Source organism: Pelagicoccus albus (genome assembly GCF_014230145.1).
Lineage (GTDB): Bacteria > Verrucomicrobiota > Verrucomicrobiia > Opitutales > Opitutaceae > Pelagicoccus > Pelagicoccus albus.
The window spans coordinates 369,573-396,222 of sequence record NZ_JACHVC010000006.1 but is presented as its reverse complement, the minus strand read 5'-3'; the positions used below and the strand labels follow the sequence as shown (position 1 = coordinate 396,222).

At 51.8% G+C, this 26,650-nt stretch carries 18 protein-coding genes and 1 tRNA gene; 12 read left to right on the top strand and 7 right to left on the bottom strand.

Annotation, left to right across the window (positions count from 1 at the left end; all coding sequences use genetic code 11):
- Positions 1-48: 48 nt before the first annotated feature.
- From H5P27_RS05110 to H5P27_RS05100, 3 genes are read left to right on the top strand one after another with little or no spacing between them, the layout of a single operon-like run.
- Positions 49-2,148, top strand: a complete 2,100-nt coding sequence (locus tag H5P27_RS05110) for a TonB-dependent receptor plug domain-containing protein (RefSeq protein WP_185659295.1) — start codon at positions 49-51, stop codon at positions 2,146-2,148.
- 13 nt (positions 2,149-2,161) lie between these two features.
- Positions 2,162-2,698, top strand: a complete 537-nt coding sequence (locus H5P27_RS05105) for a YfiR family protein (protein WP_185659294.1) — start codon at positions 2,162-2,164, stop codon at positions 2,696-2,698.
- Positions 2,695-4,680, top strand: coding sequence for a response regulator (locus tag H5P27_RS05100; protein WP_185659293.1), 1,986 nt, complete (start codon positions 2,695-2,697; stop codon positions 4,678-4,680). The genes H5P27_RS05105 and H5P27_RS05100 overlap by 4 nt, the downstream gene beginning before the upstream one ends.
- A gap of 14 nt (positions 4,681-4,694) precedes the next feature.
- Here H5P27_RS05100 and H5P27_RS05095 read toward each other — a convergent pair.
- A tRNA-Arg gene (locus tag H5P27_RS05095) sits at positions 4,695-4,771 on the bottom strand.
- A 176-nt stretch (positions 4,772-4,947) separates the two neighbouring features.
- Here H5P27_RS05095 and trpE point away from each other — a divergent pair.
- Together trpE and H5P27_RS05085 are read left to right on the top strand one after the other, a co-directional pair.
- On the top strand, positions 4,948-6,453 hold the full coding sequence (trpE, locus tag H5P27_RS05090; protein WP_185659292.1) for an anthranilate synthase component I: 1,506 nt from the start codon (positions 4,948-4,950) through the stop codon (positions 6,451-6,453).
- A gap of 528 nt (positions 6,454-6,981) precedes the next feature.
- Positions 6,982-8,043 (top strand): sigma-70 family RNA polymerase sigma factor, encoded by a 1,062-nt coding sequence (locus H5P27_RS05085; RefSeq protein ID WP_185659291.1) that lies wholly within the window; start codon positions 6,982-6,984, stop codon positions 8,041-8,043.
- Positions 8,044-8,130: 87 nt separating this feature from the next.
- Here the strand turns inward: H5P27_RS05085 and H5P27_RS05080 are convergent, their stop codons facing one another.
- Positions 8,131-9,945, bottom strand: a complete 1,815-nt coding sequence (locus tag H5P27_RS05080; RefSeq protein ID WP_185659290.1) for a phosphoenolpyruvate carboxykinase (GTP) — start codon at positions 9,943-9,945, stop codon at positions 8,131-8,133.
- Positions 9,946-10,166: 221 nt separating this feature from the next.
- Between H5P27_RS05080 and H5P27_RS05075 the strand changes: the two genes are divergently transcribed.
- Positions 10,167-11,834 carry a response regulator gene (locus H5P27_RS05075; protein WP_185659289.1) on the top strand — a complete coding sequence of 556 codons (1,668 nt, stop codon included), beginning with the start codon at positions 10,167-10,169 and terminating at the stop codon, positions 11,832-11,834.
- 104 nt (positions 11,835-11,938) lie between these two features.
- On the opposite strand, the gene H5P27_RS05070 is transcribed toward H5P27_RS05075, so the two are convergent.
- Positions 11,939-12,457 (bottom strand): thermonuclease family protein, encoded by a 519-nt coding sequence (locus H5P27_RS05070; protein WP_185659288.1) that lies wholly within the window; start codon positions 12,455-12,457, stop codon positions 11,939-11,941.
- Between the two features lie 126 nt (positions 12,458-12,583).
- Positions 12,584-13,720 (bottom strand): M20 family metallopeptidase, encoded by a 1,137-nt coding sequence (locus tag H5P27_RS05065; protein ID WP_185659287.1) that lies wholly within the window; start codon positions 13,718-13,720, stop codon positions 12,584-12,586.
- A 165-nt stretch (positions 13,721-13,885) separates the two neighbouring features.
- Between H5P27_RS05065 and H5P27_RS05060 the strand changes: the two genes are divergently transcribed.
- Complete coding sequence (locus H5P27_RS05060) at positions 13,886-16,588, top strand: PAS domain-containing hybrid sensor histidine kinase/response regulator (RefSeq protein WP_185659286.1); 2,703 nt, start codon at positions 13,886-13,888, stop codon at positions 16,586-16,588.
- Between the two features lie 6 nt (positions 16,589-16,594).
- Here the strand turns inward: H5P27_RS05060 and H5P27_RS05055 are convergent, their stop codons facing one another.
- Positions 16,595-17,548, bottom strand: a complete 954-nt coding sequence (locus tag H5P27_RS05055) for an AEC family transporter (protein WP_185659285.1) — start codon at positions 17,546-17,548, stop codon at positions 16,595-16,597.
- Positions 17,549-17,664: 116 nt separating this feature from the next.
- On the opposite strand from H5P27_RS05055, the gene H5P27_RS05050 reads away from it, so the two are divergent.
- Positions 17,665-18,792: a hypothetical protein gene (locus tag H5P27_RS05050; RefSeq protein WP_185659284.1), complete on the top strand. Its 1,128-nt coding sequence runs from the start codon at positions 17,665-17,667 to the stop codon at positions 18,790-18,792.
- 108 nt (positions 18,793-18,900) lie between these two features.
- Positions 18,901-19,713 carry a diaminopimelate epimerase gene (gene dapF, locus H5P27_RS05045; RefSeq protein ID WP_185659283.1) on the top strand — a complete coding sequence of 271 codons (813 nt, stop codon included), beginning with the start codon at positions 18,901-18,903 and terminating at the stop codon, positions 19,711-19,713.
- 107 nt (positions 19,714-19,820) lie between these two features.
- Here dapF and H5P27_RS05040 read toward each other — a convergent pair whose 3' ends face one another.
- Positions 19,821-20,885 (bottom strand): quinone-dependent dihydroorotate dehydrogenase, encoded by a 1,065-nt coding sequence (locus H5P27_RS05040; RefSeq protein ID WP_185659282.1) that lies wholly within the window; start codon positions 20,883-20,885, stop codon positions 19,821-19,823.
- A 239-nt stretch (positions 20,886-21,124) separates the two neighbouring features.
- Between H5P27_RS05040 and H5P27_RS05035 the strand changes: the two genes are divergently transcribed.
- Entirely contained in the window at positions 21,125-21,871 is a 747-nt protein-coding gene (locus H5P27_RS05035) for a hypothetical protein (protein ID WP_221774610.1), read from the top strand.
- 106 nt (positions 21,872-21,977) lie between these two features.
- Here the strand turns inward: H5P27_RS05035 and hemB are convergent, their stop codons facing one another.
- The gene (gene hemB, locus H5P27_RS05030; RefSeq protein WP_185659281.1) at positions 21,978-23,009 is read right to left on the bottom strand and encodes a porphobilinogen synthase; all 1,032 of its coding nucleotides are present in this window, start codon (positions 23,007-23,009) and stop codon (positions 21,978-21,980) included.
- Positions 23,010-23,203: 194 nt separating this feature from the next.
- On the opposite strand from hemB, the gene cysS reads away from it, so the two are divergent.
- Together cysS and thrS are read left to right on the top strand one after the other, a co-directional pair.
- Complete coding sequence (gene cysS, locus H5P27_RS05025; protein ID WP_185659280.1) at positions 23,204-24,643, top strand: cysteine--tRNA ligase; 1,440 nt, start codon at positions 23,204-23,206, stop codon at positions 24,641-24,643.
- Between the two features lie 91 nt (positions 24,644-24,734).
- Entirely contained in the window at positions 24,735-26,567 is a 1,833-nt protein-coding gene (thrS, locus tag H5P27_RS05020) for a threonine--tRNA ligase (protein ID WP_185659279.1), read from the top strand.
- Positions 26,568-26,650 lie beyond the last annotated feature (83 nt).

The following is a 26,650-nucleotide window of genomic DNA, read 5'->3' as shown; positions in this document are numbered from 1 at the left end:
GTCATTGCCACAAGTTAACCTTATGTAAGCATTCGCTGCAAAACGGCCATGCTAGCAATACCCTCCATTTCGCGCACCCCACGGCAGCTGATTCGAGCAGGCTTAGCGGCTACCCTACTAGCAACAAACATAGCGGCTCAGGACGCGGAGAGTGAGCTCGCCGAGCCGGAGACCATCTCTCTCGAGGAACTGAGCAACAAGCCGGCTATCGTTTCATCGAGACTCGAATCTCAGGTTTTCAACGCGCCCACAGGATCCTTCGTATTCGACGAGGAAGACCTCGATAAATTGCCAGTTGATTCAATTCCCGAACTGCTGCGCTACGCCCCGGGCGTTCACATAATCCGCCCTAGCAACGGAATTTGGGGCATTGGAATAAGAGGCATCAATTCCCGCTTCTTCAACCGAGCCCTATTCACTGTGGACGAACAAAATGTCTACGCGTCCATTTTCGCGGGACTATTCGGCAGCCAGTTCGACCTTCTGATGGACGATGTTTCTTCAGTCGAAGTTGCTTACGGGCCTGGCGGCGGGACTTGGGACAACAATGCGGTAAACGGCATGGTGAACGTCCGCATGAAAACGGCCTTCGAAACCGAAGGCAGCCTCCTGCAACTGAAGCTCGGAACGGAAAGCTCGGGGTTCGCAGCGAGGACCGGTTGGGCAGTAAACGACACGACTTCAGCAAGAGCTTACCTAAAGGCCGACCAACGGGATTCCAGCTTAACCCGCTTTGACTACGAAAACGACTGGGACACCATGCGTACCGGTTTTCGTATCGACCACCGCCCTTCCAGCCATGATTTGATTAGCATATCTGGCGAGGCATTTTATTCCGATCTCGGCTACGCCTATAATTTGGCGGATTTCGAAACTGGCTCTCTAGATTTCGTAGCGACTTCCGAACGACTCAGCGGAGCGAACGCCCAATTCAAATGGACCCGAAACCAGTCAAATGACAGCTCCTACTCGGTCCGCAGTTGGGTCGGGTACTCGGACCTCGATGCTGCATACGCTGCCTTTGGGATCTGGACTGCAGGAGCCGAGGCGCGAGCCAAACGTAAAATCGGGGACCGACACCAGCTCAGCATCAACACAGGCGTCGCCTATCACGAAGAGCATACGAGCTCTACCGACGCGTCAGATTTCACTAGCCCGCTCCTCGAGAGTTTCGCCGTCTATGCCGGATTCCAAGACGAGTGGACCGTCAAACACGATTTCCTAACTCTATCCTGGGGGGTAGACTTCCGACACGACGACCGGGCCAAAAACACAATAGCCTCCCCGAACGCTCGCTTGATATTCGAGATAGACGAACGAAGTAGATTCTGGGTTTCCTATTCCCAGGCCAATCGGACTCCGCCAGTATCCTTGAGCGTGATCGAAAGTCTTCGTAGCGGAAAGGCCCTCGATTCGATCATCCAAATCCCAACTGGCAGTGGTTTGCTGACGCTCGAACATAGTCTCGCAAATGCCGTTTCCAAAACGCAGCTCGATGCCGAAGAGCTGGACTCCTTCGAAGCCGGTTACCGCATCCAGTTTCCAGAGGAAAAAGGCAGCCTGACTATCAACGCCTTCGTCTACGACTACGATGAGCTGATAGGCCGAACATGGCTAGGTCAAGAGCTAGAGCTCACCACCCCAGTTCCCTACGTCGATATCCTGGTAGGCTACGACAATATGCTTAAAGGCGAGGCCTATGGACTCGAAGCCAGTTTGGATTGGCAAATCACCAAAAGGCAAAGGGCCACGCTCAACTATTCGCACATGAGCGATAGCTTCGTATCTCTCATAGATCCGCAGAATCAAAACGAAGCAAACTTCATCGACTTCACAATCGACGAGTTCGACAACAGTACGCCCGCTCATCTGGCGACTTTGAACCTGAATTCGCAACTCGCCGAAGATTGGGAACTCGACACCGGATTCCGATATTCAAGCGCCTACGATTTTGCCAAAGGATACCAACCCGAAATTTTCCAACTCGACGCCCGGCTCTCCTGGCAATTTAGCGAATCGCTCAGGTTCTCCCTCGTCGGGCGAAACCTGCTCGATCCGACCACCCAGGAAGCGAGACTAAAAGATTTCTTCGGTCATTGGACTGAAATGAAGAGAGAGGCGTATCTGGAGATTACGTCCAGGTTTTAAGCGAGGTATCAGCATGAGAATCCCCTTACTCAGACAGCTGGCGGTCTTCGCGTTACTGGCCCTTGGTTTAACCCTAAGCCCGCAGATTCAGGCTCAGACCCTGCAAATCGACTCCACCACTGCGGACTGGATCGAAGGATTCGCAAACTTTGTCCGCTGGGATGAAACACAAGAAACCGATCCCCTAAAAATCGGGGTTATAAACTCCCCAGAAGTTGCAAACTACCTCGCCAAACGAATTCTAAATAGGACAGGTCGCCCCTCTCTGGAAGTATCGGAAATCTCCGCTCATAGCTCTTTCGAAGATTTAGACATCATCTTTGTGGGTAACGGTCAAAAGAGGCATTGGGAGACCATTAGCAGTAAATGCGACGGTAACGGAATACTCAGCATAGGTGCCCAGGAGGGATTCATAGGTAAAGGCGGCGTCGTTGAGTTTGTTGTAAGGAAAAATAGACTACGCTTTTTCATAGACGTGAAAAACGCGAAACGCTGCAAAGTTGAGGTCAGCTCAAAACTGCTGGAACTCGCACTCGACCCCAAACGATGAACCCTTGGAAATCCATAAAAGCGCAGGTCGGCGAGTGGAATATCTCCACCAAGATCATCGCCATATGCGCCATTTCCAGCCTCATAACGATATCGGCGGTCTGTACGATCTCCGTCTATCGGGAGTGGTCCGAATTTAAGGAGCGAAAGATAAGTTCGCTAAACGCCATATCCGATATCATCGCGAGCAACGTTGAAGCCGCCCTTCGCTTCAAGGACGACCTAAGAGCCCGCGAGCAGCTCGCCTCATTCAGGCATGCTCCTGACATCCTACAGGTAGCTCTTTTTGACGAACAAAAGGTCCTCTTCGCTTCCTATTCTAAATCAGAGAACCGGCCAGCTCTAGAGATTCCAGCCGAAGAGGGCTTCATCTGGACGCCAGGGGCCATAATCGTTTCTCGAAAAGTCTACGTGGGCCAGCAACACATGGGAGACCTCGTTATCGAAGTGGATACGACCCCCTTCAAAGAGTCCATATTCAGCAGCATTATGGTGAGCTTAGCGCTGCTCCTGGGAGCCATGGTCCTGTCCATAGCTCTAGCGATGAAGCTACAAAGGCTCATAGCCACCCCCATAGAAAATCTCGACGCGATTGCCAAAGAGGTAAGGAAGTCCGAGAGCTACTCGGCCCGAGCCATAAAGAAATACAACGACGAAATCGGTTCGCTCGTCGACAGTTTCAACGCCATGCTCGACAAGATCAGCGAACGCGACAGCTCTCTTCGCGAGGTCAACGCTAACTTGGAAAGTATCGTCGAACGCCGAACCAAAGACCTACAGATTCAGAATCTGGCTCTGCAGGAAGCTATGGAAGCCGCAAACGCTGCATCGGTAGCAAAGACTGAGTTTCTCGCCACCACCAGCCACGAGCTCCGAACTCCTTTGAATCCAATTATTGGGTACGTAGAGAAAATCCAACGAGATTCTCCCAAGAACCCGCATTCCCACGAACTTGGGTTGATCCGGCAATCCGCAGAACAGCTGCTAAGACTGATCGAGGACATCCTTGATTTCAGCCGAATAGAAAACGGAACCCTCAGACTGACAGAGGATTTAGTGGACATAAAAAAGCTGGGTGCCGACGTCATAAATCTCCTCACTCCACAAGCGAAGGCAAAGAAGCTCTCGACGCAGTTCCACTTTGCCAACCGAACAGGCTTATCTGGTACTCCTCTTTTGGTTCATATCGATGAGGGAAGAATCCGCCAAATTCTGCTCAACCTGACGAACAATGCGATCAAGTTCACCCACTCCGGCTCAGTCTCCCTCTCTATCTGGGCCGAGGAAGCAAAGGACGGACAAAGCGATCTGCATATCAAGGTAGAAGATACAGGCATCGGTATCGCAAAAGAGGATCAGGAAAAGCTCTTCAAACCCTTCTCTCAAATCGACTCGTCATGGACTCGCGAATACGGCGGTATGGGCCTTGGCTTAGCGATCAGCCAAAGAATCCTAAAAGCGATGGGTGGTTCGATAACCTGCTCGAGCAAAGAGGGGCAAGGAAGCATCTTTAAAGCTGTCATCAGAGTAAACGCCCAATCCGGAGAACAGTCTGAGGAGCCTGCCAAAGACTCAGAGCCTTTCAGTCTAGCGGCGGGGGCAAATGTCCTTCTAGTCGAGGACGAGCCAGTAAACCGTGAATTGATGGACGCTCTCCTGTGCAGCCTAGGTCATGAGGTCGATCTTGCAAAAAATGGACTGGAAGCAGTCGAGATGGCAGCGAGTAAGCAATACGACTTTATACTGCTGGACATCAGCATGCCGAAAATGGACGGTTTCGAGGCCAGCCGGCAAATCAGGCAACTTGGGGAAAACAACTCGAATGTTCCCATCGTGGCAATGACGGCCCACGTGACGACTGAAGACAAAGAGCGGTGCATCGCGGCCGGTATGAATGACTACCTGTCAAAACCGGTGTCCTACTCTAAGCTAAAATCCTCACTCTCAGTCTGGCTGGAAAAAAGGCCTAGAAAAGGTGCCTGAGGCTTTATCCTAAATGGCACGGCAGGAGGGACTCGAACCCCCGACCCGTTGATTAGAAATCAACTGCTCTATCCAGCTGAGCTACTGCCGCACACTTACACCAAAATTGGCTACGCCTCATTGGATTGCGGAGGTTTAAAAGTGCTGCCAGCCGACATGTCAAAACGGAAAAGCAATATCAAGACAAGCAAGTGAAGGACAACAATTTCGTAGACAGCGAGGGCAATCAAACTAGCGTCTTCCCCTATTTCCGAGCCCACCCGAGTTATGGCACATCAACTACATCCAAATATTGACCTCGAGACATTCGAGTCACTAGCGAAAACCGGCAATGTCATTCCCGTCTACGCCGACCTGATGGCCGATCTCGAAACCCCACTGACCGCCTACTCGAAACTAAAGATCGACGGGCCTGCTTTTCTCCTAGAATCGATCGAAGGCGGTGAACGGCTTTCCAGATACACCTTTATAGCCTGCCGACCTCGCAAGATCTACCAGTTCTACAGCGAGAAGACCCTCATCAAGGAAGTCGGCAAGGACGATGTGGAAATCCCAACCCCACAGGATCCCCTCACTCTGATAGAGGAAGAAATCGCTAAGCACGAGCCAGTCGAAATGCCAGAGCTAGCCCCATTCACAGGGGGTGCGGTGGGTTACGTTTCCTACGAGTACATTTCACGAGTAGAGCCAGTCGTCCCGACCGCAAAGAACAATAAACATGGTTCGCCACTAGCGTACTATATGTTGGCGGACTCGGTAGTCGTATTTGACCGGGCGAAACAGACCATGAGACTGCTGGTAAATGCGCGACTAGAGGGCAAATCCTCGCCTAAAGAAGCATACCAGGCCGCATTGGATGAACTGGCTGCCTTGAAATCACGCCTCGAAACCCAATGCGCTCTCACGGCAGCCACCCTCAATCCTCCGAGCAAGATAGTCGTTCCTCCGGGCAATTTCAAAAAAGAGGATTTCGAGGAAATGGTCGAGAGAACCAAGGAGTACATCCGATCAGGTGATATCATCCAGGTAGTTCTCAGCCAAAGATTCGAAAAGGATTTTGGGAAATCCGCTTTGGATCTCTATCGGGCCCTGAGAAACGTGAACCCCTCACCATACATGTTCCTCCTCGAAACAGAAGAGTTCGCGATCGTAGGAGCATCACCTGAAGTACACGTTCGACTTACGGGTAAAAAGGTCGAAATTCGACCGATAGCCGGCACCCGCCACAGAGGGGAAACCGAACAGCAAGATATCGAGCTGGAGAAGGAGTTGTTGGCAGACGAAAAAGAGAAAGCAGAGCACCTTATGCTCGTGGATCTGGCAAGAAACGACATCGGTCGAGTTTGCAGCTACGGATCCGTCGAAGTTCCAGACTACATGATCGTGGAAAGGTACTCCCACGTTATGCATATCGTATCACAAGTTGAGGGCGAAATAGCTGAGGACAAGAGCGCCTTTGACCTAATGCGAGCGACTTTCCCTGCCGGCACCGTCAGTGGAGCTCCTAAAATTCGGGCTATGCAAATCATCGCCGAGAACGAACCAGACGAACGTGGGTTTTATTCGGGAGCACTCGGCTATTTCAGCTACAATGGAAACTTGGACACCTGTATCACACTTCGAACCGCAATGGTGAAAGACGGAAAAGTCACTATCCAGTCAGGCGCAGGCATAGTGGCCGATTCAGTTCCCGAGAGCGAATATCAAGAGACGATTTTTAAGGCTTCAGCGCTATTCAAGGCCGTCGGCTTAGCCGAAAATTTCCGGAGCTGAGCTTCCATCGGTACTAATTCAAGACTAGGGCAGGTTAGTGCGGGTAGTTAGGGTAACTACCTGCTTTTTTGTGCTCAGAAAATCAGAACTCTGAATCGGGTAGCGCCAACGCACATAAAACAGAGTGACCCTTGTAGTTGTTTACCCTTTTTATTTGAAAGGGTTTGTAACTACTTTAAAAGTCTACCTTCTGGAAATCAGACATCCACTTGGAGATATTCGGTTTTCCCATTTAGAATTCTGGCTACAAATTCGCGATATTCTCCATTTTTCGGCAGATGTTCTTAAAATTCTATAATTCAAGCATTCTAATTGTAAATATTCAATAAAATGCCTTGGGTATAGTCCCCTACCGCTATTTTAGGCTATACTCCAAGCACTGTAGGGATTCTAATGAAAGCACGATTTAGGAGAGCCTCTATTGTAAAACGAGCCAATCCCCCAAACTGATATTTAGGTTCGGAAGACTAAAAAGGTAATCCCGAGTTGGAATCGATCTCACACACTACCCCCCAAAAAAATAATATAATGTCTAGAGAAGCCTTAATTCGTACCACCCCAAATACCGACTTCGCCTCGAATACCTCAGCACTGAAGATATTCAATGAAGACGAGCCGGGCGCCACAGTCCGAGTGAATTTTCGCTCGGCAGATTCCGCCCCAAGCGAAAAACCAGAGCCTACCGAACGTAACAGCATAAAAACTTACCTGCAGGAAATCGGAAAGATCGACCTGCTCACCCCTACACAGGAAGTCATCCTAGCTCACCGCATCCAAGACGGCGACAAAACAGCAAGAGACCTCATGATTAAGGCGAACTTGCGACTCGTCGTAAAAATCGCCCACGACTACAAAGACTTCGGCCTTCCCGTTCTCGACCTCATAAGCGAGGGAAACATCGGCCTGATAAAGGCAGTTGAGCGTTTCGACCCGGAAAAAGGCGGCAAACTTAGTACCTACGCTGCCTGGTGGATCAAACAGTCGATCAAAAGAGCACTCGCCAATCAGAGCAAAACCATCCGGCTACCAGTCCACCTCGTCGACAAGATATCTCGCATGCGCAAGATGTCTATGGCCCTGACTGAGGAGCTTGGACGCGAGCCCACAGACCAAGAATTGGCCGACATGCTGGAAATGCCAGTCAACAAGGTTTCCCATCTCAAGTCTGTGAGTGTCCGCCCCACCTCCCTCAACGCCCCGATCGGAGATGATGGAAATAGCACTGAATTCGGTGAAATCGTAGGAGACGATAACGCTCAAACTCCCTACGAAAATCTCCACGAAAAGTCGCTTCGCGGCGATTTGACTGAAATGATCGAAGGGCTTGAAGACCGTGAAGCTGAAATCATAAGACTCCGTTTTGGCTTAAACGGAGATTCTCCTCTGACACTAGAGGAAGTTGGCAAACTGTTTTGCATCACCCGCGAACGCGTCCGCCAGCTACAAAATATCGCTCTCTCAAAAATGCGGAAAATCATGGCCAGCAAGGAGCGGCAGCATTCCGCAGAGGAAATCGAGCAGGAAAACCGCGAGAAGAAGCGCATGGAAGTTTTCCGAGAATTCTACGAGGCCACCTCTGGGAGGCAGTAATTTAAACTCATATTGTTTTAACTAACTAGCTCAACAAAAGCCCCGCGCCGAAATGGCAGCGGGGCTTTTTTGTTATCTGCAAGAAAGCTAGAATAGTCTACAGGCGAGCAGTTCGCGTTCGAAGATAAGCTCTTTCGGCAAGTGGTCGTGAACTTTGAGGAATAGTTCCTCATGCATAGCAAGTTCCCGCATCCAAGCTTCGCGGTCGACTTCCATGATGCGCTCCCAATCCGATCGAGGGAAATCGAGGCCCCGCCAATCTACATCCGCAAAATGCGGCACGTAGCCAATAGGCGTTTCCATTGCGTTAGCCTTACCACGGGCGCGTTCAACGATCCAGCGCAAGACTCTCATGTTCTCACTAAAGCCAGGCCAAATGAACCTTCCCTCTTCATCCTTACGGAACCAATTCACATGGAATATGTTAGGAGTATCGCTGATGCGTCTCTGCATCTTAATCCAATGCCGGAAATAGTCACCCATATGATAGCCCGCAAAGGGCAGCATAGCCATCGGGTCACGTCTTACCTTTCCAATGGCGCCAAAAGCTGCCGCCGTCATTTCAGATCCCATCGTCGCCCCCATGTAGACTCCGTCCAGCCAATTGAAGGCTTCATAGACTAGAGGCATTGTTGTCATACGGCGACCCCCAAAAATGATGGCGCTTATCTCGACTCCAGCTGGGTCTTCCCATGCTGGATCGATCGTCGGGCACTGCGAAGCGGGAGCTGTGAAGCGAGAGTTAGGATGAGCTGCCGGAGTCTCGGAATTTGGCGTCCAAGGGTTTCCTCGCCAATCAGTGCAACTTTCCGGAACAGGGCCGTCCATACCTTCCCACCAGACATCGCCATCATCCGTTAGGGCTACATTGGTAAAGATCGTATTTTCTTTGATCGATTCCATGGCATTGGGATTGGTCTTGTAGGAAGTCCCCGGAGCGACTCCAAAAAATCCGGCCTCAGGATTGATTGCTCTTAGGCGACCATTCTCGTCCGGTTTGAGCCACGCAATATCATCACCTACCGTCCAAATCTTCCAGCCTTCGAAACTCTTGGGCGGAATGATCATCGCGAAATTTGTCTTTCCGCAAGCGCTTGGGAAAGCCGCCGCCACGTAAGTCTTTTCTCCCTCAGGATTCTCAACGCCAAGGATTAGCATGTGCTCTGCGAGCCAGCCTTGATCTCGAGCCATACAAGATGCGATCCGCAAGGCGAAACACTTTTTGCCCAGCAAAGCGTTCCCTCCGTAGCCACTACCATAAGACCAGATGGCTCTCTCTTCAGGGAAATGAACGATGTATTTGTTGGCAGGATCCGGTTCGCAAGGCCAAGGCACATCCACGTCTCCTAGCTCCAGGGGAGCTCCCACAGAATGCATACAGGGGACGACTCGCTTTCCATCCATGTTGTCGAGGACCTCTTTACCCATTCGTGTCATGATCCGCATGTTCACTACCACGTAAGGCGAATCCGTTATTTGAATACCGATATGCGAGATAGGCGATCCAATCGGCCCCATGCTGAAGGGGATGATGTACATAGTGCGACCGTGCATACAGCCCTTGAAGAGCTTCTTGAGCTTCTTCTTCATCTCAATCGGATCATGCCAGTTATTGGTCGGACCAGCAGCGTCAGGGCTATTACTGCAAATGAAAGTTCGATCTTCAACACGAGCGACATCGCTAGGATCCGAGCGGCAGTAATAGCTGTTGGGTCGCTTCTCTTCGTTCAGCTTTACGAAGGTCCCCGAGAGCACCATGGATTCGCAAAGGGAGTCGTACTCATCCTGCGATCCATCGCACCAATGGATCGCGTCTGGCTCACATAAAGCCGACATTTTATCCACCCATTTCAAGAGCGGTTTGTTCTCTGTAAGCGGTGAATTGGTTAATTGTACATTCATGAACCAAGGATATACCAAATCGTCTCTGCAGCAACCGGAACCGAAAGGCCATATGGAGCTAGTTATAAGCAGAAATCTTAGCATCAGTTTGCCTAATCCCGCATGAGCCAAGCCAATTCAAAACCTAGTAAATCTTCCGTTAAGACTACAGTTGCCACCCCGTTCTCCCGATAAAAGACACGATCCTTTCCACACCAGAACCACTAACCGGAAGACCAGTTTTGAATAAGAAGATTCTCATCGTAAGAGGCGACAGGCAGAACGCTAAAGCACTGTCATTTCTTCTCGCAGGCTCGGGATATCAAATCTCTGTGCAGACCTCAGCCAGCGATGCAATCGAAGCGGCGCGACATCAGAGATTTGACTTGGCGATCACCGATGAGGAACTCGTAGAGAACCAGAGCGAACTCTCCCTTGTGGCAAATCTGAAAGAGACTCAGCCCAACCTCCCCATTCTATTCCTGGCAGAAGAAAAAACCGTCGACTGTATCATCAACTGCATCAGGGCCGGCGTTTCGGAAGTAATCGAAGATTCCCGAAACATCCGAGATATCATCGATGCTACAAACAGCTTTCTCAGAGATCAATATAACCCATCGGTCGACGACGAGGTAACCTGGGATGACATTCTCGAGGTGGAACGCCTTCTCGAAGCTTCGGCAGCTGGAGCTCAGGCGACTGAACATGTCTCATCTGCCGAAGTTCAGAAGCTAGAGAAAAAGCTGGAGGATACTCTCAAGGATCGCGACGAAGTAGCAGGCAAACTCTCGGAGACACTTGCAAACCTAGCCAAAGCAAGGGTGCTCGTGGACGAATTGAAAAACCAGAACGGAATGGCTTCAACCGATTCCGAAATCGCCCAACGTTCTGCCGAACTCGACGATCGCGAGCGTAAGCTTAAGGAGATGTCGGCCAAGCTATCCCAGCAGAAATTCGAGGTCGAAAGCCAGCTCGCCGAACTCGAAGCCCAACAAATCGAATTTGAAGAAGCCCAAAAGGATAACCCAAACCAGGCTGTGGGCGGTTCGCCCGTGGACAATGAGGAGCTTGAGCAGGAAAGAGCTCGATCCAACGCCCAAAGGCTAGAGCTTCAAGCCACCATCCAAGACCTGCAACGCGAAATCCAAATCGTGAAAGCGAATAGTCATGGTTCCGAAGAGCTAAAAGAGGAAATCCGTTTGCTCAAAGAACAGGTCCAGGATTCGAAAGAGAACATTGCAGAAAAAGATTTTATCATCGAACAGCGTGATCGCGAACTCTCTGACCTCAGAGATCAATCATCTGAACGAGCCAGCAATCCTCAAGTCGAGGAGTTGGAAGACGCGAAACGGCTGGTCGAAATTGAGCGCTACAAGCTTCAAGAACGCATAGACCAATTGGAACTGGAAAAACGTCTCTTCGAGGAGAGCCACCAAAAGAGCCAAAAAGAAATTCAGGTCGAACGTCGCGACGCGGAGATTACCCTTCGCGAGATGCAGAACACGATCAAAGAGGAACAACTCAAACTCAAGGTCGACCAAGCCACCCTCCGTGAGGAAATGCGCCAGTTCGAACAAGCTCGCAATAATTTCCAGGAGGACGTTCAGGATCTCCAAAGCAAGCAAGCCGAGCTCCGCAAGATGGAAGCGTACCTCAACCAAATGGAACGAAGCATCAAGGTAAATGGAGCCATGGCCGCCGAAGACACCCTGCCTAAACCCAACAGGGAAGAAGCCTTCGGTACCATCGCCGCTCCACAAACGGATGAGCACAAGGAAGCACCTGTCATGGGGTCTGAATCCAGTCAATCTACAGAAAACCCACAGAAACCTGAAGGTTGGGGAAAACCCAACATGGAAAAGAAAGCCGGGCGAGGTCCACTCCGAATCGGACGTAGGTCGTCATTCTAGACCAGACCTAAAGCTCTTCTACCAATTTCCCAGCGGATCCGCCAACAAAGCGCGATCCGCTTTTTCGTGGCTATGCTGCTCGGGATGAATCGGTAAACGACCGACTAATCTTCTTTCAACACCGTTTCAGGACTCTCCGTCCCCTCGTTTCCGGATACCTGACGGAAAAGAGCCCTGTTCTTATCCCAAACCCCAACGCCAGAAGCTCGCGCTTCATTTTCAGCCTCTACCAGCTCACTGATGAAACCAGCTCCTGCAGACTCGTAACGGGCCAGACCTCGGCGAAGCATCATCGTATTGAGGCAGTCTCCATTTGAAGATCGAAGCGTCACGTATTTACATCCCGAGACTTCCTTAAAAACTTCCATGTAGAGACGCCTGCCCGCAACGACATCCTGCACGACCTCCGCGGATTCGGACTCTGAACGCGAGTCTCCGGGAGGAAACCCTATGCCAGCCAAGATGACGCGTTCCATGTGTTTGTTGTTCATAACTTCCACAGTCCGACCGTCCAAGGCCCCGATCACGTCAACAATTGCCGTTTGGGTGGTCGAAGAGGTCCGAAGAGTCAAAAAGACAAGTCCGATGGCGATACAAGCGATGATTATGAATCCGAAAATCATGGAGTAAACACGGGAAGACAATACGAGCAGTATCGTATATCGTCTCCTCGCCTCCCAACTTTCAAAAAATCAGCCTCGCCTCGCCCATTTTGTGCCGCTCGCTGAACTGAAAGAACTAAGTACGCCCTATCTCAGAAGTAACGACTCCAGAATCTCTACCGAACGGACCACTTCTCCAGCTTCGATATACTCATCAGACTTATGAGCTTGCGCGATATCGCCGGGGCCAAAAACCAGCGCTGGAACCCCAACAGATTCATAGGCTACCGCATTGGTCATGTAGGGAACTTCTCTCTCGGAGATCATGTGCCCGACACGTTTTGCGGCGGAGATCATGTCGCTCACGAGTAGATCAGAATCCTCTCCTCTTAGAGGTGGCCGCTCCAAAAATACTTCGAAACCAACTCCGGTCTCACTGGAACAAATTCGCTGAAGAGACTCCCTAGCCGCTTCGGCAGACTCGAACCGACCGAGTCGTCTATCCAAATCGATCTGGCACAAATCCGGTACGATATTGAAGCCAACTCCTCCTCTGATGGCGCCGACATTTAGGGTTCCCAGTTCAATTTCGCCATCGGCTGGTTTGCAACGTAGCTCGGCGGCGTGCTCTTCGAACTTCTGGCAAAGTCTGGCACCCTTGTAGACTGCGTTCTCACCCAAATCTGGCGTAGATGCGTGAGCCGCTTTTCCAGTAACTGAAACCAGGTAGCGTCCGAAGCCTTTATGGCGGGCAATCACGTCGCTGCGAGTGGGTTCGCCTGTTATCGCCCATTTGATTTTCAACGACTCTGAAAGCTTGGCCAACTCGACCGCCCCAATCTGTTTGCTTTCTTCATCAACTGACGCAGCGAAAACAAGCGCTCGGTTCAGCTTTTCCGGCTCACGAGCAAACCGCTCCAGTGTCAGGAGAAAACAAGCGAGGCTTCCCTTCGTATCACAGGAACCACGCCCATAGAAACGGTTCCCTTCGACGCGAAGCTCGTGCGGGTCTCCCGTTTTCCAGCCTTCAACACCGACCGTATCCATGTGCGCCTCCAAAAGCAAAGCCGGTGCGTCCCGCGGCCCAATCCGGCAATAGATATTGTCTCTTCCCGGAAGCACTGGCTGGCGATGGCTGGCGATCCCCCGCGTCTCTAGCCAGTTTTCGACAAAATCAGCGAGCTCACCCTCGCCCGGTCCGCCGTAGACTGGATTTACGCTGTCGATCTCCACGAGACTTTTCAGCAGCTCCAAGGCATTCTTTTCGTCGTAGGTACGGATCATTTCGTCAGGGATCGGATGAGCAGTTCATGGGATCTAATACCATTAAGCGCAAACGTTGAATTAAATGTTCATAAAACTGCTCTAGCGCCTTGTCGACAGGAACCTATTGCTTTCTGTTACTTACGTGGAAACGCCAGCGCGAAGCTTGGCCAGACCCAATTTAAGATGTCAGAGAGCGAACACGGAACGGCGAATGAACAGACCACCGAAAAGGTCTACCCAAAACTCCAAATCGAACTTGGCAACGCCATAGCCAGACTGGAATCTGACACAGAGGCTCCAGTCTTCACGGTAAACGAAAATTTGGAGATCATCGACCTGCGCAATGGAGCACGGAGGGTATTGGACTCGCCACGCTCTCCCCGATTTCCAATTACCGCCTGCAATTCACTATCTCGAGAACAGCGAGCAAAACTAAGCCATCAACTTCGATCCCTGCTCAAATCTTCCGAATCGAGCGGACCGATATTTTCACGAATCGAGACCGATTCAGATGGAGAAAAACAGGCTTTTTGCCTAACCCTCGAAAGACTGGATCTATCCGAGGGCTCAGTTGCCATTCGATGCGTTGCCGAGACTATAACGCCTCGCTTGGCCAGTCCGACCAAGACTCCTGACAACGCGACCCCGACCACCGAGAGTATCGGATGGACGCTAGATACCAACACCAAGCAGTTCAGCTACTTCGAGGACAATCCCTTACGAGACAGACATAGCGAAACGCTGGAGGAATGGCTCGAATGCGTTATCGAGTCTGACCGACATCGGGTTAAGGAAGCTTTCAATAATCTTGCTGCGAACGCACAAGTGCAAGCTCGGGTCCGGTATCGGATATCACTTCCAAACGGCAAGGAGATCTCCGTAAAAACCGTAGCTCGACGCAACCCTTCTTCAGGCGGACGCGAATCAAACTTGCTGGTTGGCATGCACAGCTTGCAAACCGAGTCCCAAAATAAAATGGGCGACTTGAATTTGTTCGCCCACCTCGCTCGCAAGGTGCGCTTGGCAATCGTTGTGTGCGACAAAAACGGATACATCAGCTGGTGCAACGACGCCTTTTCCGAGAGCACTGGTTATTCTTTGGCTGAATCCATCGGCAGGGATCCAAATTCTATGCTGAGGGGGACCCTAACCGAAACCGACACCCTGAAGTACATACGCGACCGGATGTCCAAGGGGAAAGCATTCCACGCCGAGATAATTCAATACAAGAAGGGCGGAGTCCCATTCTGGGTCAGCATCGATGGAACAGCTCTCCTTGACGAGAACGGCCAGACCACTCGCTACATTTCGTTCCTGACTGACATCACCGAATCGAAAAAGACTCAGAGCGCCATTCTGCGAAACGAGATAAAATTCCGCTCGCTTTTCGACAACTCGGTAGACGCCCTCCTGCTGCTATCGCCAAGGGACGGAGTTATAATTGAAGCGAATTCCTCAGCCATACAGCTCCTCGACTCAGGCAGGCTCGTCGGACAACGTCTCGATGACATTTTCCCGGACAACCCCAAATTCCGCCTTGGGCGCCTGAATGACTTGGTCGATCGAAGCGAGGGCGGACGCAGCGAGCGAGGCGAGTTCGCCACCGCTCGGGGTGAAATCCGACCCGTCGAGCTCACCGTAAGCCGCACCCCAATCGGCGAATCGATGGCCCTGTTCGTGACCCTTAGGGACATTTCCGAGAAACACCTTCTCGAGGAACAACTCCGACATGCCCAACGGATGGAAGCCGTAGGAAGACTGGCAGGAGGCATTGCCCACGATTTCAATAATCTACTCGCCGGACAACGTGGATTTTGCGAGCTCCTCTGCAACTCCCGCGACCTCAGTAAACGCGATCATGTCTACGCTAACGAGATGCTGAAGATCACCGACCGGGCGAGTAAACTTACCAGCCGCCTCCTCTCCTTCAGTCGCGGACGCAGCGAGAAACCAAGCGTCACAAATCTCAATTCCACGATTGGAAATCTGATGCCGATGCTGAGCCGCATTCTGAGCAGCGAGATTGACTTCACTTCCGAGCTCGATCCGGATCTAGGTAACGTAAAGGTCGATATCAACCAAATCGACCAGGTCATCATGAATCTAGTGGTCAACGGTCAAGAGGCCATTAACGACCGCAATGGCTCAGTCAAACTCACTACCGAAATGGTCGAACTTACCGGTAGCGAAATTTTTATCACAGGCCAATGCGAGCCCGGCAAATACGCCAAAGTCTCCGTCAAGGATAGCGGACAAGGCATTCACCAGGAATTGCTGGAGAAAATTTTCGAACCTTTCTTCACCACCAAGAGAGGAGCCGGGACAGGGCTCGGCCTCTCTATTGTCTATGGAATCATCCAAAGTAACGGAGGGCATCTCATGGTGGAAAGCGTGATCGGCGCAGGCACAGAGTTCGCATTCTACTTCCCTGAGGTTTCTGATGCGATTGAACCCGAAGAGATCACTGATCATCGCGAACAGATGCCCAGCGCAGAAGCAGGCACCTCGGGCGACATTCCTACCCTACTAGTAGCCGAAGACCAGGACGAAGTGAGAGAGATTCTGGAGTTGGGATTAGGTCAAAGTGGATACAAACTGATCGTAGCCCCAAACGGGTCTGAGGCCATCAAGCTCGCCGCCGAATACGAAGGTACAATAGACCTCGTGCTGACAGACTCTATGATGCCTGGAGCCTCGGGATGCACTGTGATCCAAAAACTCCGCGAACAGTATCCGAACATTAAGACCATACTCGTTTCCGGGCTTCCCCAACAAGAAAGCGCAGAATGCCGGGATATCGCGGTGGACGCCTACGTCGACAAACCCTTTTCGATCCGCAAGCTCCTTGAACTGATCCAAAGCCTGGTGTCAGCCCCCAAAAATTAGGTCATTTCAGGTTTCCCCCCCGATTAGCTGTAGACCGAAGTGAATCCACAGCGGCATGGTCACGAAACCAATCGCCGTGGTGGCGAAGACCACTCTCACTGCTACAATCGGTTGACCACCGTAGTGTTTAGCGAGAACGATAGGCATGATCCCCGCCGGCATCGCGGCTTGGAAAACGAGCACTCGCTTTAGCTCGATATCCAGAGGGAAGAAAACCGCGATCAACAAGCCTGCAATCGGAAGCAGGCCCAAACGCAAGAATACAGAAAGAAGACTTTCTCTCGCTCCCCATAACTTCTCTCCCTCTTTGATATGATCAAAAAGGTTGGACCCTATCGCCATGAGTCCCAATGGGATAGCGCAGCCAGCTAACATGGAAATGCTGCTCGTCACAGGGCTCGGTAGTTCACTCCCCCACCCGGAAATATTGAGGGCAAGACCGAGGAGCAGAGCGAAAACCATGGGATTGAAGATCTTCTTGATGCCGTCCTGCCAGGAACCTCCAGCCAAGAAAGAGACTCCTACCGTCCAGATCGCAGTTTCGATTCCCACATTGTGAATAAACAGGACTGCTAGCTCATTCGCTCCAAACAAATCCTGCATGAGTGGAATAGGCAGATATCCGTAGTTGTAGATGCCGGTGGCGAAAGCAAAAGTGCGAAGGCCATTCCCCTTCTTTATTCCCACTAGTTTCCCCAGCCATCGGGATACCACAAAACCGAGAACCACCGTTCCAAAGCCTACAATTGGCGCCCAAACCGCCCCAGAGCTGCCTCTGAAAGAATCAGCCTGCAGCATAGCCCTCAAAATCAAACAGGGATAGAGTACCTTCACCACCATCAGTACCACCCCTTTTTCGACGACTGGATTCATCCAGTCCCGCCACCTCATGAATGAGCCCACGGCTAGAGTGGCAAAAACGGGAAGGATCAATTTCAGAATGGTCAAATATTCGGACATGGCAGACTTCCTCCAATTGGGCGATCCACCCCCGACCGTCAAGGCAACCCTTAGCGAGCAAGGGAATCCATGATATTGACAAGCACTAGCTCTCCTAGGAAATTCGGCACCAGTTAATGGCTTGGCGAATAGATAAGTACGTAGTTAGAGGTCTCATTCAAAACATTGTACCGGGTCGTGTAGTCGGGACGGTGTGGCTCAAGGGACTTAACCAACCCATCGAGCTGAATCTTCGAGGAAATTGTTACAGAGACCTAGCAGGGGCTCGCCTCGAATTTAAAAATCCTGATCCCGTAGAGGGAGATTATTCCGGATTCGATATCTTCCAGGAAGGAACGGTCGGCGACATGACGGCTTCCAAAAAAGTCAAAATCATAAACGATTCGGAGCCAACGCTTTCCGACTCAGAAGAAGGACCGGTCTACTCACTTTCCAACTGCCTCTACTTGGAATGGTTCAGCGAATCAAACGGGCGGGTGCTAATCGAGTCAGTCGACTTCTCCTGGAAAGTAAGCCTTCCCAAATGGAGTCTTTCAGAGGCTGCGGAAAAAGAGCAACAGGAGGCGAACAAGCAAGCCATGTTCAAGTTCATGGACGAACTATCCCGTGCCCTCAATCCAGCCGAACAACGGGAAGCTCCTTCCGAAGAGGAAATGGACGAGTTCCAATGGGAAGCCTATCTTCAAAAAACGGATGCCCGCTCAGACATGCTGCTCGAACTCTTCGAAAAGTACGAGAATGATCCCCAATGTGAGGAAATCATCGCTCAAGCGATGGGGTGGGAAATCGAGTCCATGGATGTCACCGAAGAGTTTATCGACGATTGGGATCTAGACCAACGAGATGACGACCGAGATCCGGAATCTGAATACATTCCCAATCATCCCTTGATCACTTCGATGATGGATATAACATCTCGTCTGTACTACGAAGCGGAGTCGCGGAAGCTGATAACCGAAGACGGGGCAAATCCTTGGAACCAGCTCATTTGGCACGCTCAAATGACCGTGAGCAAACTCATTGCCGCCCTTGAGGAAGTTGCAGAGGGAGTTCCTTCTGAGCCGGGATTCGTCGTCGCTACCCTGAAACGCTCTCTCCATCTGCTTCACTTGACCATCGCTACCATCGAGGCCTGCATTTCACTCGACCCAGAGGAGCACCGCTGGACTCAGGAAATCCGCAAAGAGCTGTTCAGTTTGCGAGAGGCAGTGATCGACCTGATGCACAACTACCGTCAGTCCTAGGATAGGCCATTTCATCGGTAGGCGTTGGAAGGCATACCCTTCACCGCTCGCAACGAATCGTTGCAATTTCGACGAGCCGTGCCATCTCAGGGCCCAACAAATTTCACCATGGAAATCAATTTCACAAAGATGCACGGAGCCGGGAACGACTTCGTAATGATCGAAAATCTCGATGGAAAAATCGAGCTGGCTTCCGAGCAAGTCGCTCAATTGTGCGATCGTAGGTTCGGAATCGGAGCAGATGGACTCATTCTTCTGAATCCAGGAGATGGGGAAAAAACCGAGGCCACTATGGTATATTACAACTCGGACGGTGGACGCGTCGATATGTGCGGAAACGGCGCTCGCTGTTTCACTTCCTTCGCCTTGCAAAACGGTCTCGGAGGAGAAAACGGAATCTCTTTCAAAACAGACGCCGGTCCTATGACCGCCACCGCTAAGGATGGTCAATTCACCATCAAGCTAACACCGATGCACGACCTGCGTAGAGATAAAACCTTGGTAACTCCACACGGTTCCTTCGAATATCAGTTCATGAATACCGGCGTTGAACACGTAGTCGCTTTCGTCGACGACGTGGATGCTATCGATATCAAGCCTCTCGGCAGCTCCGTGCGTTACCATCAAGATTTCGAACCCAAAGGAACAAACGCTAACTTTGCCCAGGTCCAAGATGACGGAATCATTAAAGTTCGCACCTACGAGCGAGGAGTCGAAGACGAAACCTTGGCTTGCGGCACCGGCGTAACCGCGGTCGCTATCGCGGCAACGCTCAAGGGCTTAGCTGAAGCACCCGTTTCCTTGCTAGTTGCTGGCGGAGATATCCTGACCATTGACTTCGATCGCGATGGCGAAACCGTGAACAACGTTACCCTAACAGGCCCTGCCAAGAACGTTTTCACCGGGACGGTAGAGATTTAAAGATCAGCCAACTCGCAGAAGCCCAAGTCGCCATACACTTCGTGTTGGCAACTTTTTTATTCTATAAAATAGGCTACGAGTGCAGCGATCTAGCGACCCTAGGTAAATCAGATATCGTTGGCGACCTTGGCCAAATGGCGAGCGACTCTCTTGCCGATAAATGGCCCTTCGAAAATCATGCCGGAGTAAACTTGCACCAAGGTAGCTCCAGCATCCAGCTTTTCAGCAGCCGTATCCGGGTCCGTGATACCCCCTACTCCGATGATTGGAAGCTTGCCCTCTGTCGCTTTGGAAATGTAAGCGATCATATCAGTCGACATCTTGCAGATTGGCCTTCCGCTAAGGCCTCCAGCTTGGTTGACATTTTTGAATACACCATCGCGAGCCATGGTTGTATTCGTGGCGATGATACCATCTAATTCCAGATCGAACAAGATCTGTAGAATGTCGTCAACTTGCCCTTCAGAAAGATCTGGAGCTATCTTAAGAAGTATCGGTTTTCTGCTCCCTGCTAGGGCTGACTCACGCGAACTATTCGCCGACACGAGTTCCGACAAAAGCTCCCTCAACCGAGACTCTTCCTGCAGTTTACGGAGATCCGGTGTGTTCGGACTGCTTACATTGATTACGACATAATCCGCGTAATCGGCTAAAAGTCCGAACGAACCGAGGTAATCTTCCACAGCTTCGTCTAATGGGGTAACCTTGGACTTACCAATGTTGACGCCGAGTGGAATGTGTCTCTGCGATGGTCCAGGCTGATTTTCCAGCCTTGCGGCTAAGGCTTGGGCTCCATGGTTATTGAACCCCATCCGGTTGAGCACGGCATCATGCTCTGGATAACGAAATAACCTTGGCTTAGGATTACCGGGCTGAGCCTTCCGGGTAACGGTGCCAATTTCCACATGCCCAAACCCAAAGGCCTCGAACGCCTCCCAACACACCGCATTTTTATCAAATCCGGCGGCTAGACCGATGCGATTCGGAAATTTCACCCCAAAAGCCTCCACTGGTTTCGAAGAAGCCGGCAATTGATTAAAACTGCTGAGGAGCCTTACCAGTCCCGGTACTGATCGCATCACTCGAAGAGCGTCAACAGTCACTTCGTGAGCCCTTTCGGGATCAAGCTTGAAAAAAAGCGGTTTAAGTAGGTTCTTGTACACGGCGCCCATGCTGGCGCTACAAGAATGCAATATAGCTGATATTGGAAATCAAAAACCACACGTTTTGCCTAGTTACTGCACAACTGAGGGATGCCAGCAAAACATTGAATCAATTTCCACTTGCAATGCGTAAGGAATACTCTCTTCAAAAATGACTTAAAGCCGCGACAACATTTCGTCGTTTTTAGCCTTTCATTGATTGACTTAGTAGCTTCGGGACCTTTTTGCATAACCGTAATTCGTAAAATATGCCAAGAGCAGGAAAACAACTAGAGTGGTGCACAGTTCGTCTCGGGGAGGACACGAACTGGTGGGTAATGGAGGTAAGCGACGACGTGCATTGGGATGTCGACGGCCTGAGTATCGTAGATCCGCGCCAGATTTCGCACATCCTCGACCTCATGGAGCCCTTGCAAGAGTACAAGCTCGACCAAGACCTTTTTGACTCAGCCTTCATTCCCTTCCGAATCCAACGCAATCTTGGCGACGGACTCATTCGCCTGACCCGTTCGCAGGAGAGCTTTGCAGACGCAGAAGAGCCACTGTTTGGTCTGCCAAATGTCATTGACGACGAAAACAGCCCGTACGCTGACTTCATCAACCACATCACAAAGGTCCGAGTAAACATGCTCAACGACCTCATCGACTTCGAGCAGAAGCTCACCATCGATGAAGTGGAGGACGATATCCGCGAAGAAGAGAATAACAACTTTATCGAAGGCAAAGCTGTCCACCTTTTCCACGAAGTCACCAACATCCTAGACTACGTGCCCGCCGGATGGGAACTTGACGACGACGATTCGGACAAGTCCGAAGAGGAAGACTTCGAAGACCTCCCCGAAATTGAGGAAGAGGACACCTCCCAAATCTCCAAGGACGAGAGCCTGAAGTGGGACGAGGAAGAGGACGATGACGACGATTCTGACGACACCTACGAAGGCCCACCGCCTGACGATGGTGAAGACAGCGACTTCAGCGAAGACGAAGAAAAGTAATCAATTTCCCAATACAAAGCCCGCTTCCTTAGAAGCGGGCTTTTTCTTTAAAAATGGAAGATTGGGCACGCCCACATAGGGCAGTACATCCTTAATCAGCTGTCTCTCATCCTCGGTCGCGCAGCTTCTGAGCGATTTCCTTCGCGAAATACGTCAGGATCACATCCGCCCCTGCTCTCTTAATCGCGAGCAATGATTCGTCACGAGTCTTCTCGTAATCCAACCAGCCAAGTTTGGCCGCCGCATGGATCTGAGCGTATTCCCCAGAGACTTGGTAAGCCGCTAGAGTCACCTGAGATGCGTCACGCAATTCGCGGATAATGTCGAGATAGGCTCCAGCGGGTTTCACCATCAGAAAATCTGCTCCCTCATCCTCGTCCATCATTGCGTCCATGATCGCTTCACGACGATTGGCGGGATTCATCTGGTAGGTTTCTTTGCCTAGCAAGGTCGTGCCAGCCGCCTTGGCGCTTCCGACCGCCTCGCGAAAGGGTCCGTAGTAGGCGGAAGCAAATTTCGCGGAATAGGACATAATGGCAGTATCGATGTATCCTGCCTCGTCCAACGCGGCCCGAATTGCGCCGATTCGGCCATCCATCATGTCCGATGGCGCCACGATATCGACCCCGGCTTCCGCCTGCAAAACAGCCATTTCGCAAAGGCGAGCAACCGTTTCGTCGTTCATCACGTAGCTACCCTCATCGTTGAGGACACCGTCATGTCCATGAGAGGTGTAGGGATCCAAGGCTACATCAGTCACCACAGAAAGCGACGGCACCGCCTTCTTGATGGCCCGAACAGCCCGCAAAACTAGCGTCTCGGGATTTCCAGCCTCGGTGCCTTTTTCGTCCTTCAGGCTTGGGTCCAAACTGGGAAAAATGGCGACAGCAGGAATACCCAGTTTCGCAAGCTCCTCGCATTCGCGGACCAATTCCTCAAGGTTCAGTCGAAACAGCCCTGGCATGGATCCGACCGGCTCCTTTTCTCCTGATTCCTTAACGATCAACGGAGCGATCAAATCCTCACAGCGGACAAAGGTCTCCTGCGCCAATCCTCTGAGTGAGGCAGTACGCCGCATGCGCCTTGGGCGACGAGGCAAATCGAGCTTGAAATTTTCAATCTTATTGGGACTCTCCATGTTTCTTAGCGAAGTGATGAATAAGCAATCCGCAGCTGGCAATTCAGAAGCCACCTCAAACCGCAATACAGTAACCTGTTGCTGCACGACTACCGCACTCCGCGGCTAGTTTCTTTTCGTCTACTTCAAATCAACTACAAGAAGGCCTGGCGAAGTTTTTTCTCCAGGCCATTTTCGTTATAAAGCACAACAACATGACTGAGGTCACATTCCACAACACTCTCTCCCGAAAGGCGGAACCCATCGTTCCCACTAAAGGCAACGTAGTAGGCATGTACTGTTGTGGACCGACTGTTTACGCCCAAGCCCACATCGGAAACTTCCGCACGTTCCTAAACCAGGACGTCATGCGACGGGTGCTGCAAGTCGCTGGATACAAGGTCATTCACGTCAGAAACCTGACCGATGTGGACGACAAGACAATCGCTCGCTCCATCGAAGAAGGGAAACCGCTGACCGAATTCACAGAGTATTGGACCGACGTTTTCCACAAGGATTGCGGGCGCTTCAACATGCTTCCGCCTCAGATAGAGCCGAAAGCGACCGCCCACATCCAAGAACAGATCGAAATGATCGAGCAGCTCATCGAGCGTGGCCATGCCTATGCGTCGGAAGATGGCTCTGTTTATTTCCGCGTGTCCTCCTTTGAGAACTACGGAAAACTCTCCCGCATCAAGGAACGCCAACTCTTGACCGATTCCGAAGAAGTAGAGGCCGAAGAATCGGGCCCGGTTGACTCAGACGAATACACCCGCGACTCCGCAGCAGACTTTGTCATGTGGAAAAGCCGTAAGCCGACCGATGGCGACGTCTACTGGGATAGTCCTTGGGGCGAAGGCCGTCCGGGTTGGCACCTCGAATGTTCGGCCATGGCGATGAAGTATTTGGGCAACAACCTCGATATCCACTCCGGCGGTGTAGACCTCACCTTCCCGCATCACGAGAACGAGATTGCTCAGTCCGAATGCTCATGCGGCCAGCACAAGCAATTCTTCAAATATTGGATACACGCCGCCCACCTCTTGGTGGACAATGCCAAGATGTCCAAAAGCCTAAACAACTTCTATACGGTCGATGACATCGAGGCCAAAGGCTACGCCCCGGTCACGCTGCGCTACGCCCTCACCTCCGGCCACTATCGCCAGACCATCAACTTCAACTCCGACTCCCTAGTCGCAGCCCAAAGCGCTCTCGTGAAGCTGAGAAAGTTTTCCGACGAGATTTTGGCCGAAGCCGGCCTGAAGCGAGCTGCGGTTCTGAAGGAGATTCAAAAGGGCAAGCACCTTCACGATGATTGGGGCCCCTTCGCGGACGCTTGGAACAAGCTCTCCCACGACATGAATATTCCCGGGGCGCTCGGCGGCATCTTCACCGCCACCAAATCGAAGCCCGGAGCCGCAGCGGTTGTACCGTTCCACAAGCTGATCTTCGCTCTCGGCTACGATCTGGAGCAAGTCGTCATCGAAAAGCCTAAAGTCGATGCTCCAGAGGAAATCAAAGCCATCGCCCAAAAACGCTGGGAGGCAAAGCAAGCCAAGGACTGGGGCGCTGCGGACGCCTTGCGCGACGAACTCGCCGCTGCTGGCTGGAAAGCCCTGGATCGAAAGGACGGCTTCGACCTCGAACAAATATAATGACGGGGGGCGAATGGGCTGCGATTCCCCCGCAAGCCAAATTCTCATTGCCCCTACCCTCTAAAAACCTACAGCCTTTCTCCCTCACAAAATGAAAGAACAAATGACTCCACTCGAAGAGATCCGGCATTCCTCGTCGCACGTTCTCGCCACCGCAGTCCTTCGCCTCTTCCCGGAAGCGAAGCTCGACATCGGGCCTCCTACCGACACCGGGTTCTACTACGACTTCGATTTGGATCACAAATTCACCGCCGACGACCTCGAAAAGATCGAGGCCGAGATGAAAAAGGTCATCAAGGAAAACCAACGTTTCGAGCGGATCGAGGTATCTCGCGAGGAAGCGGTCAAGATGATCACCGAATTCGGCCAGACCGAGTACAAGCTCGGCCGTCTCGACGACATTCCCGAGGGCGAACAGGTGTCTTTCTACCGCAATGGTGAATTCCTCGACCTCTGTGCCGGCTCTCACGTCAATTACACCAAGAAGATCAAAGCGGTTAAACTTCTCTCCATCGCTGGTGCCTACCATCGCGGCGACGAGAATAACAAGCAACTGCAGCGTATCTACGGTACCGCTTTCCCGACTAAGGCCGAGCTGGACACTTACCTCGAGCAACTCGAGGAGTCCCGCAAACGCGACCACCGCCGCGTCGGCAAGGAGATGGGCTTGTTCCACATCGACGAAGCAGTCGGGCAAGGTTTAATCCTCTGGAAGCCGAAAGGCGCCATCGTCCGCCAGGAGCTTCAGGACTTCATCTCCGAGCAGCTGATCAAGCAGGAGTACTCGCAAGTTTTCACGCCTCACATCGGCAAGCTCGGCCTCTACAAAACCTCAGGCCACTTCCCTTACTACCAGGAGTCACAGTTCCCTCCGCTCATCGAGCGCGATTCCCTCGCGGATCTGGCGAACGACAACGCATCCTGCTCGACTTTGACCAACCATTTGGAAACCGGCGATATCGAGGGCTACCTGCTCAAGCCCATGAATTGCCCCATGCACATCAAGATCTACGATTCGGAGCCGCACTCCTATCGTGATCTACCAATTCGCCTAGCCGAATTCGGAACCGTCTACCGCTGGGAGCAATCTGGCGAACTGAACGGCATGACTCGCGTGCGCGGCTTCACTCAGGACGACGCCCACCTCTTCTGTACAGAAGAACAACTTCAGGGTGAAATCCAGGGCTGTTTGGACCTCGTCAAAATCGTCTTCGGTACTTTGGGCATGGAAGACTACTCGGTACGCGTTTCGCTGCGCGATCCGAGTTCAGACAAATACGTGGGCGATCCCGAAAATTGGGATAAGGCGGAAGCCGCCATCCGCGAAGCGGTCAAAACCCTTGGCGTACCTTTCGTCGAAGAGGAAGGCGAAGCGGCATTCTACGGTCCGAAGATCGACTTTGTGGTTAAGGACGTAATCGGTCGCGAGTGGCAGCTCGGCACTGTGCAAGTCGACTACAACCTGCCGGTGCGCTTTGATATCAACTACACTGGTTCTGACAACAAGCCGCACCGACCTGTCATGGTGCACCGAGCTCCGTTCGGTTCCATGGAACGTTTCTGCGGGCTGCTCATCGAGCACTTCGGCGGCGACTTCCCGACTTGGCTGGCTCCAGAGCAAGTTCGCGTTCTGCCAATCTCCGACAAGGTTCGCGACTACGCCGAAAGCCTAGTTGCCCAACTAAAGGCCAACGGCGTTCGCGCTACTGGCGACTACAACTCCGACAAGTTGGGAGCCAAGATCCGCAATGCCGAGCTGGACAAGGTGCCCAATACCTTGATCGTCGGCGAACGCGAAGCAGAGGAAGGAAAGGTCTCCGTGCGCAGCCGTTTCCACGACGGAAAGCCAACTATGCTATTCGAAGAGTTCGAGACCCAGATTCTTCAGCTCATCAACGAGCGCATCCTCCAAATCAAAAAATAGGCAGGAGCGACCGAGTTCGCTAAGCAAACTCTCCCCAGCCGTCTCCCTCGGAGACGGCTTTTTTAGCGTCTCGATAAAACAAG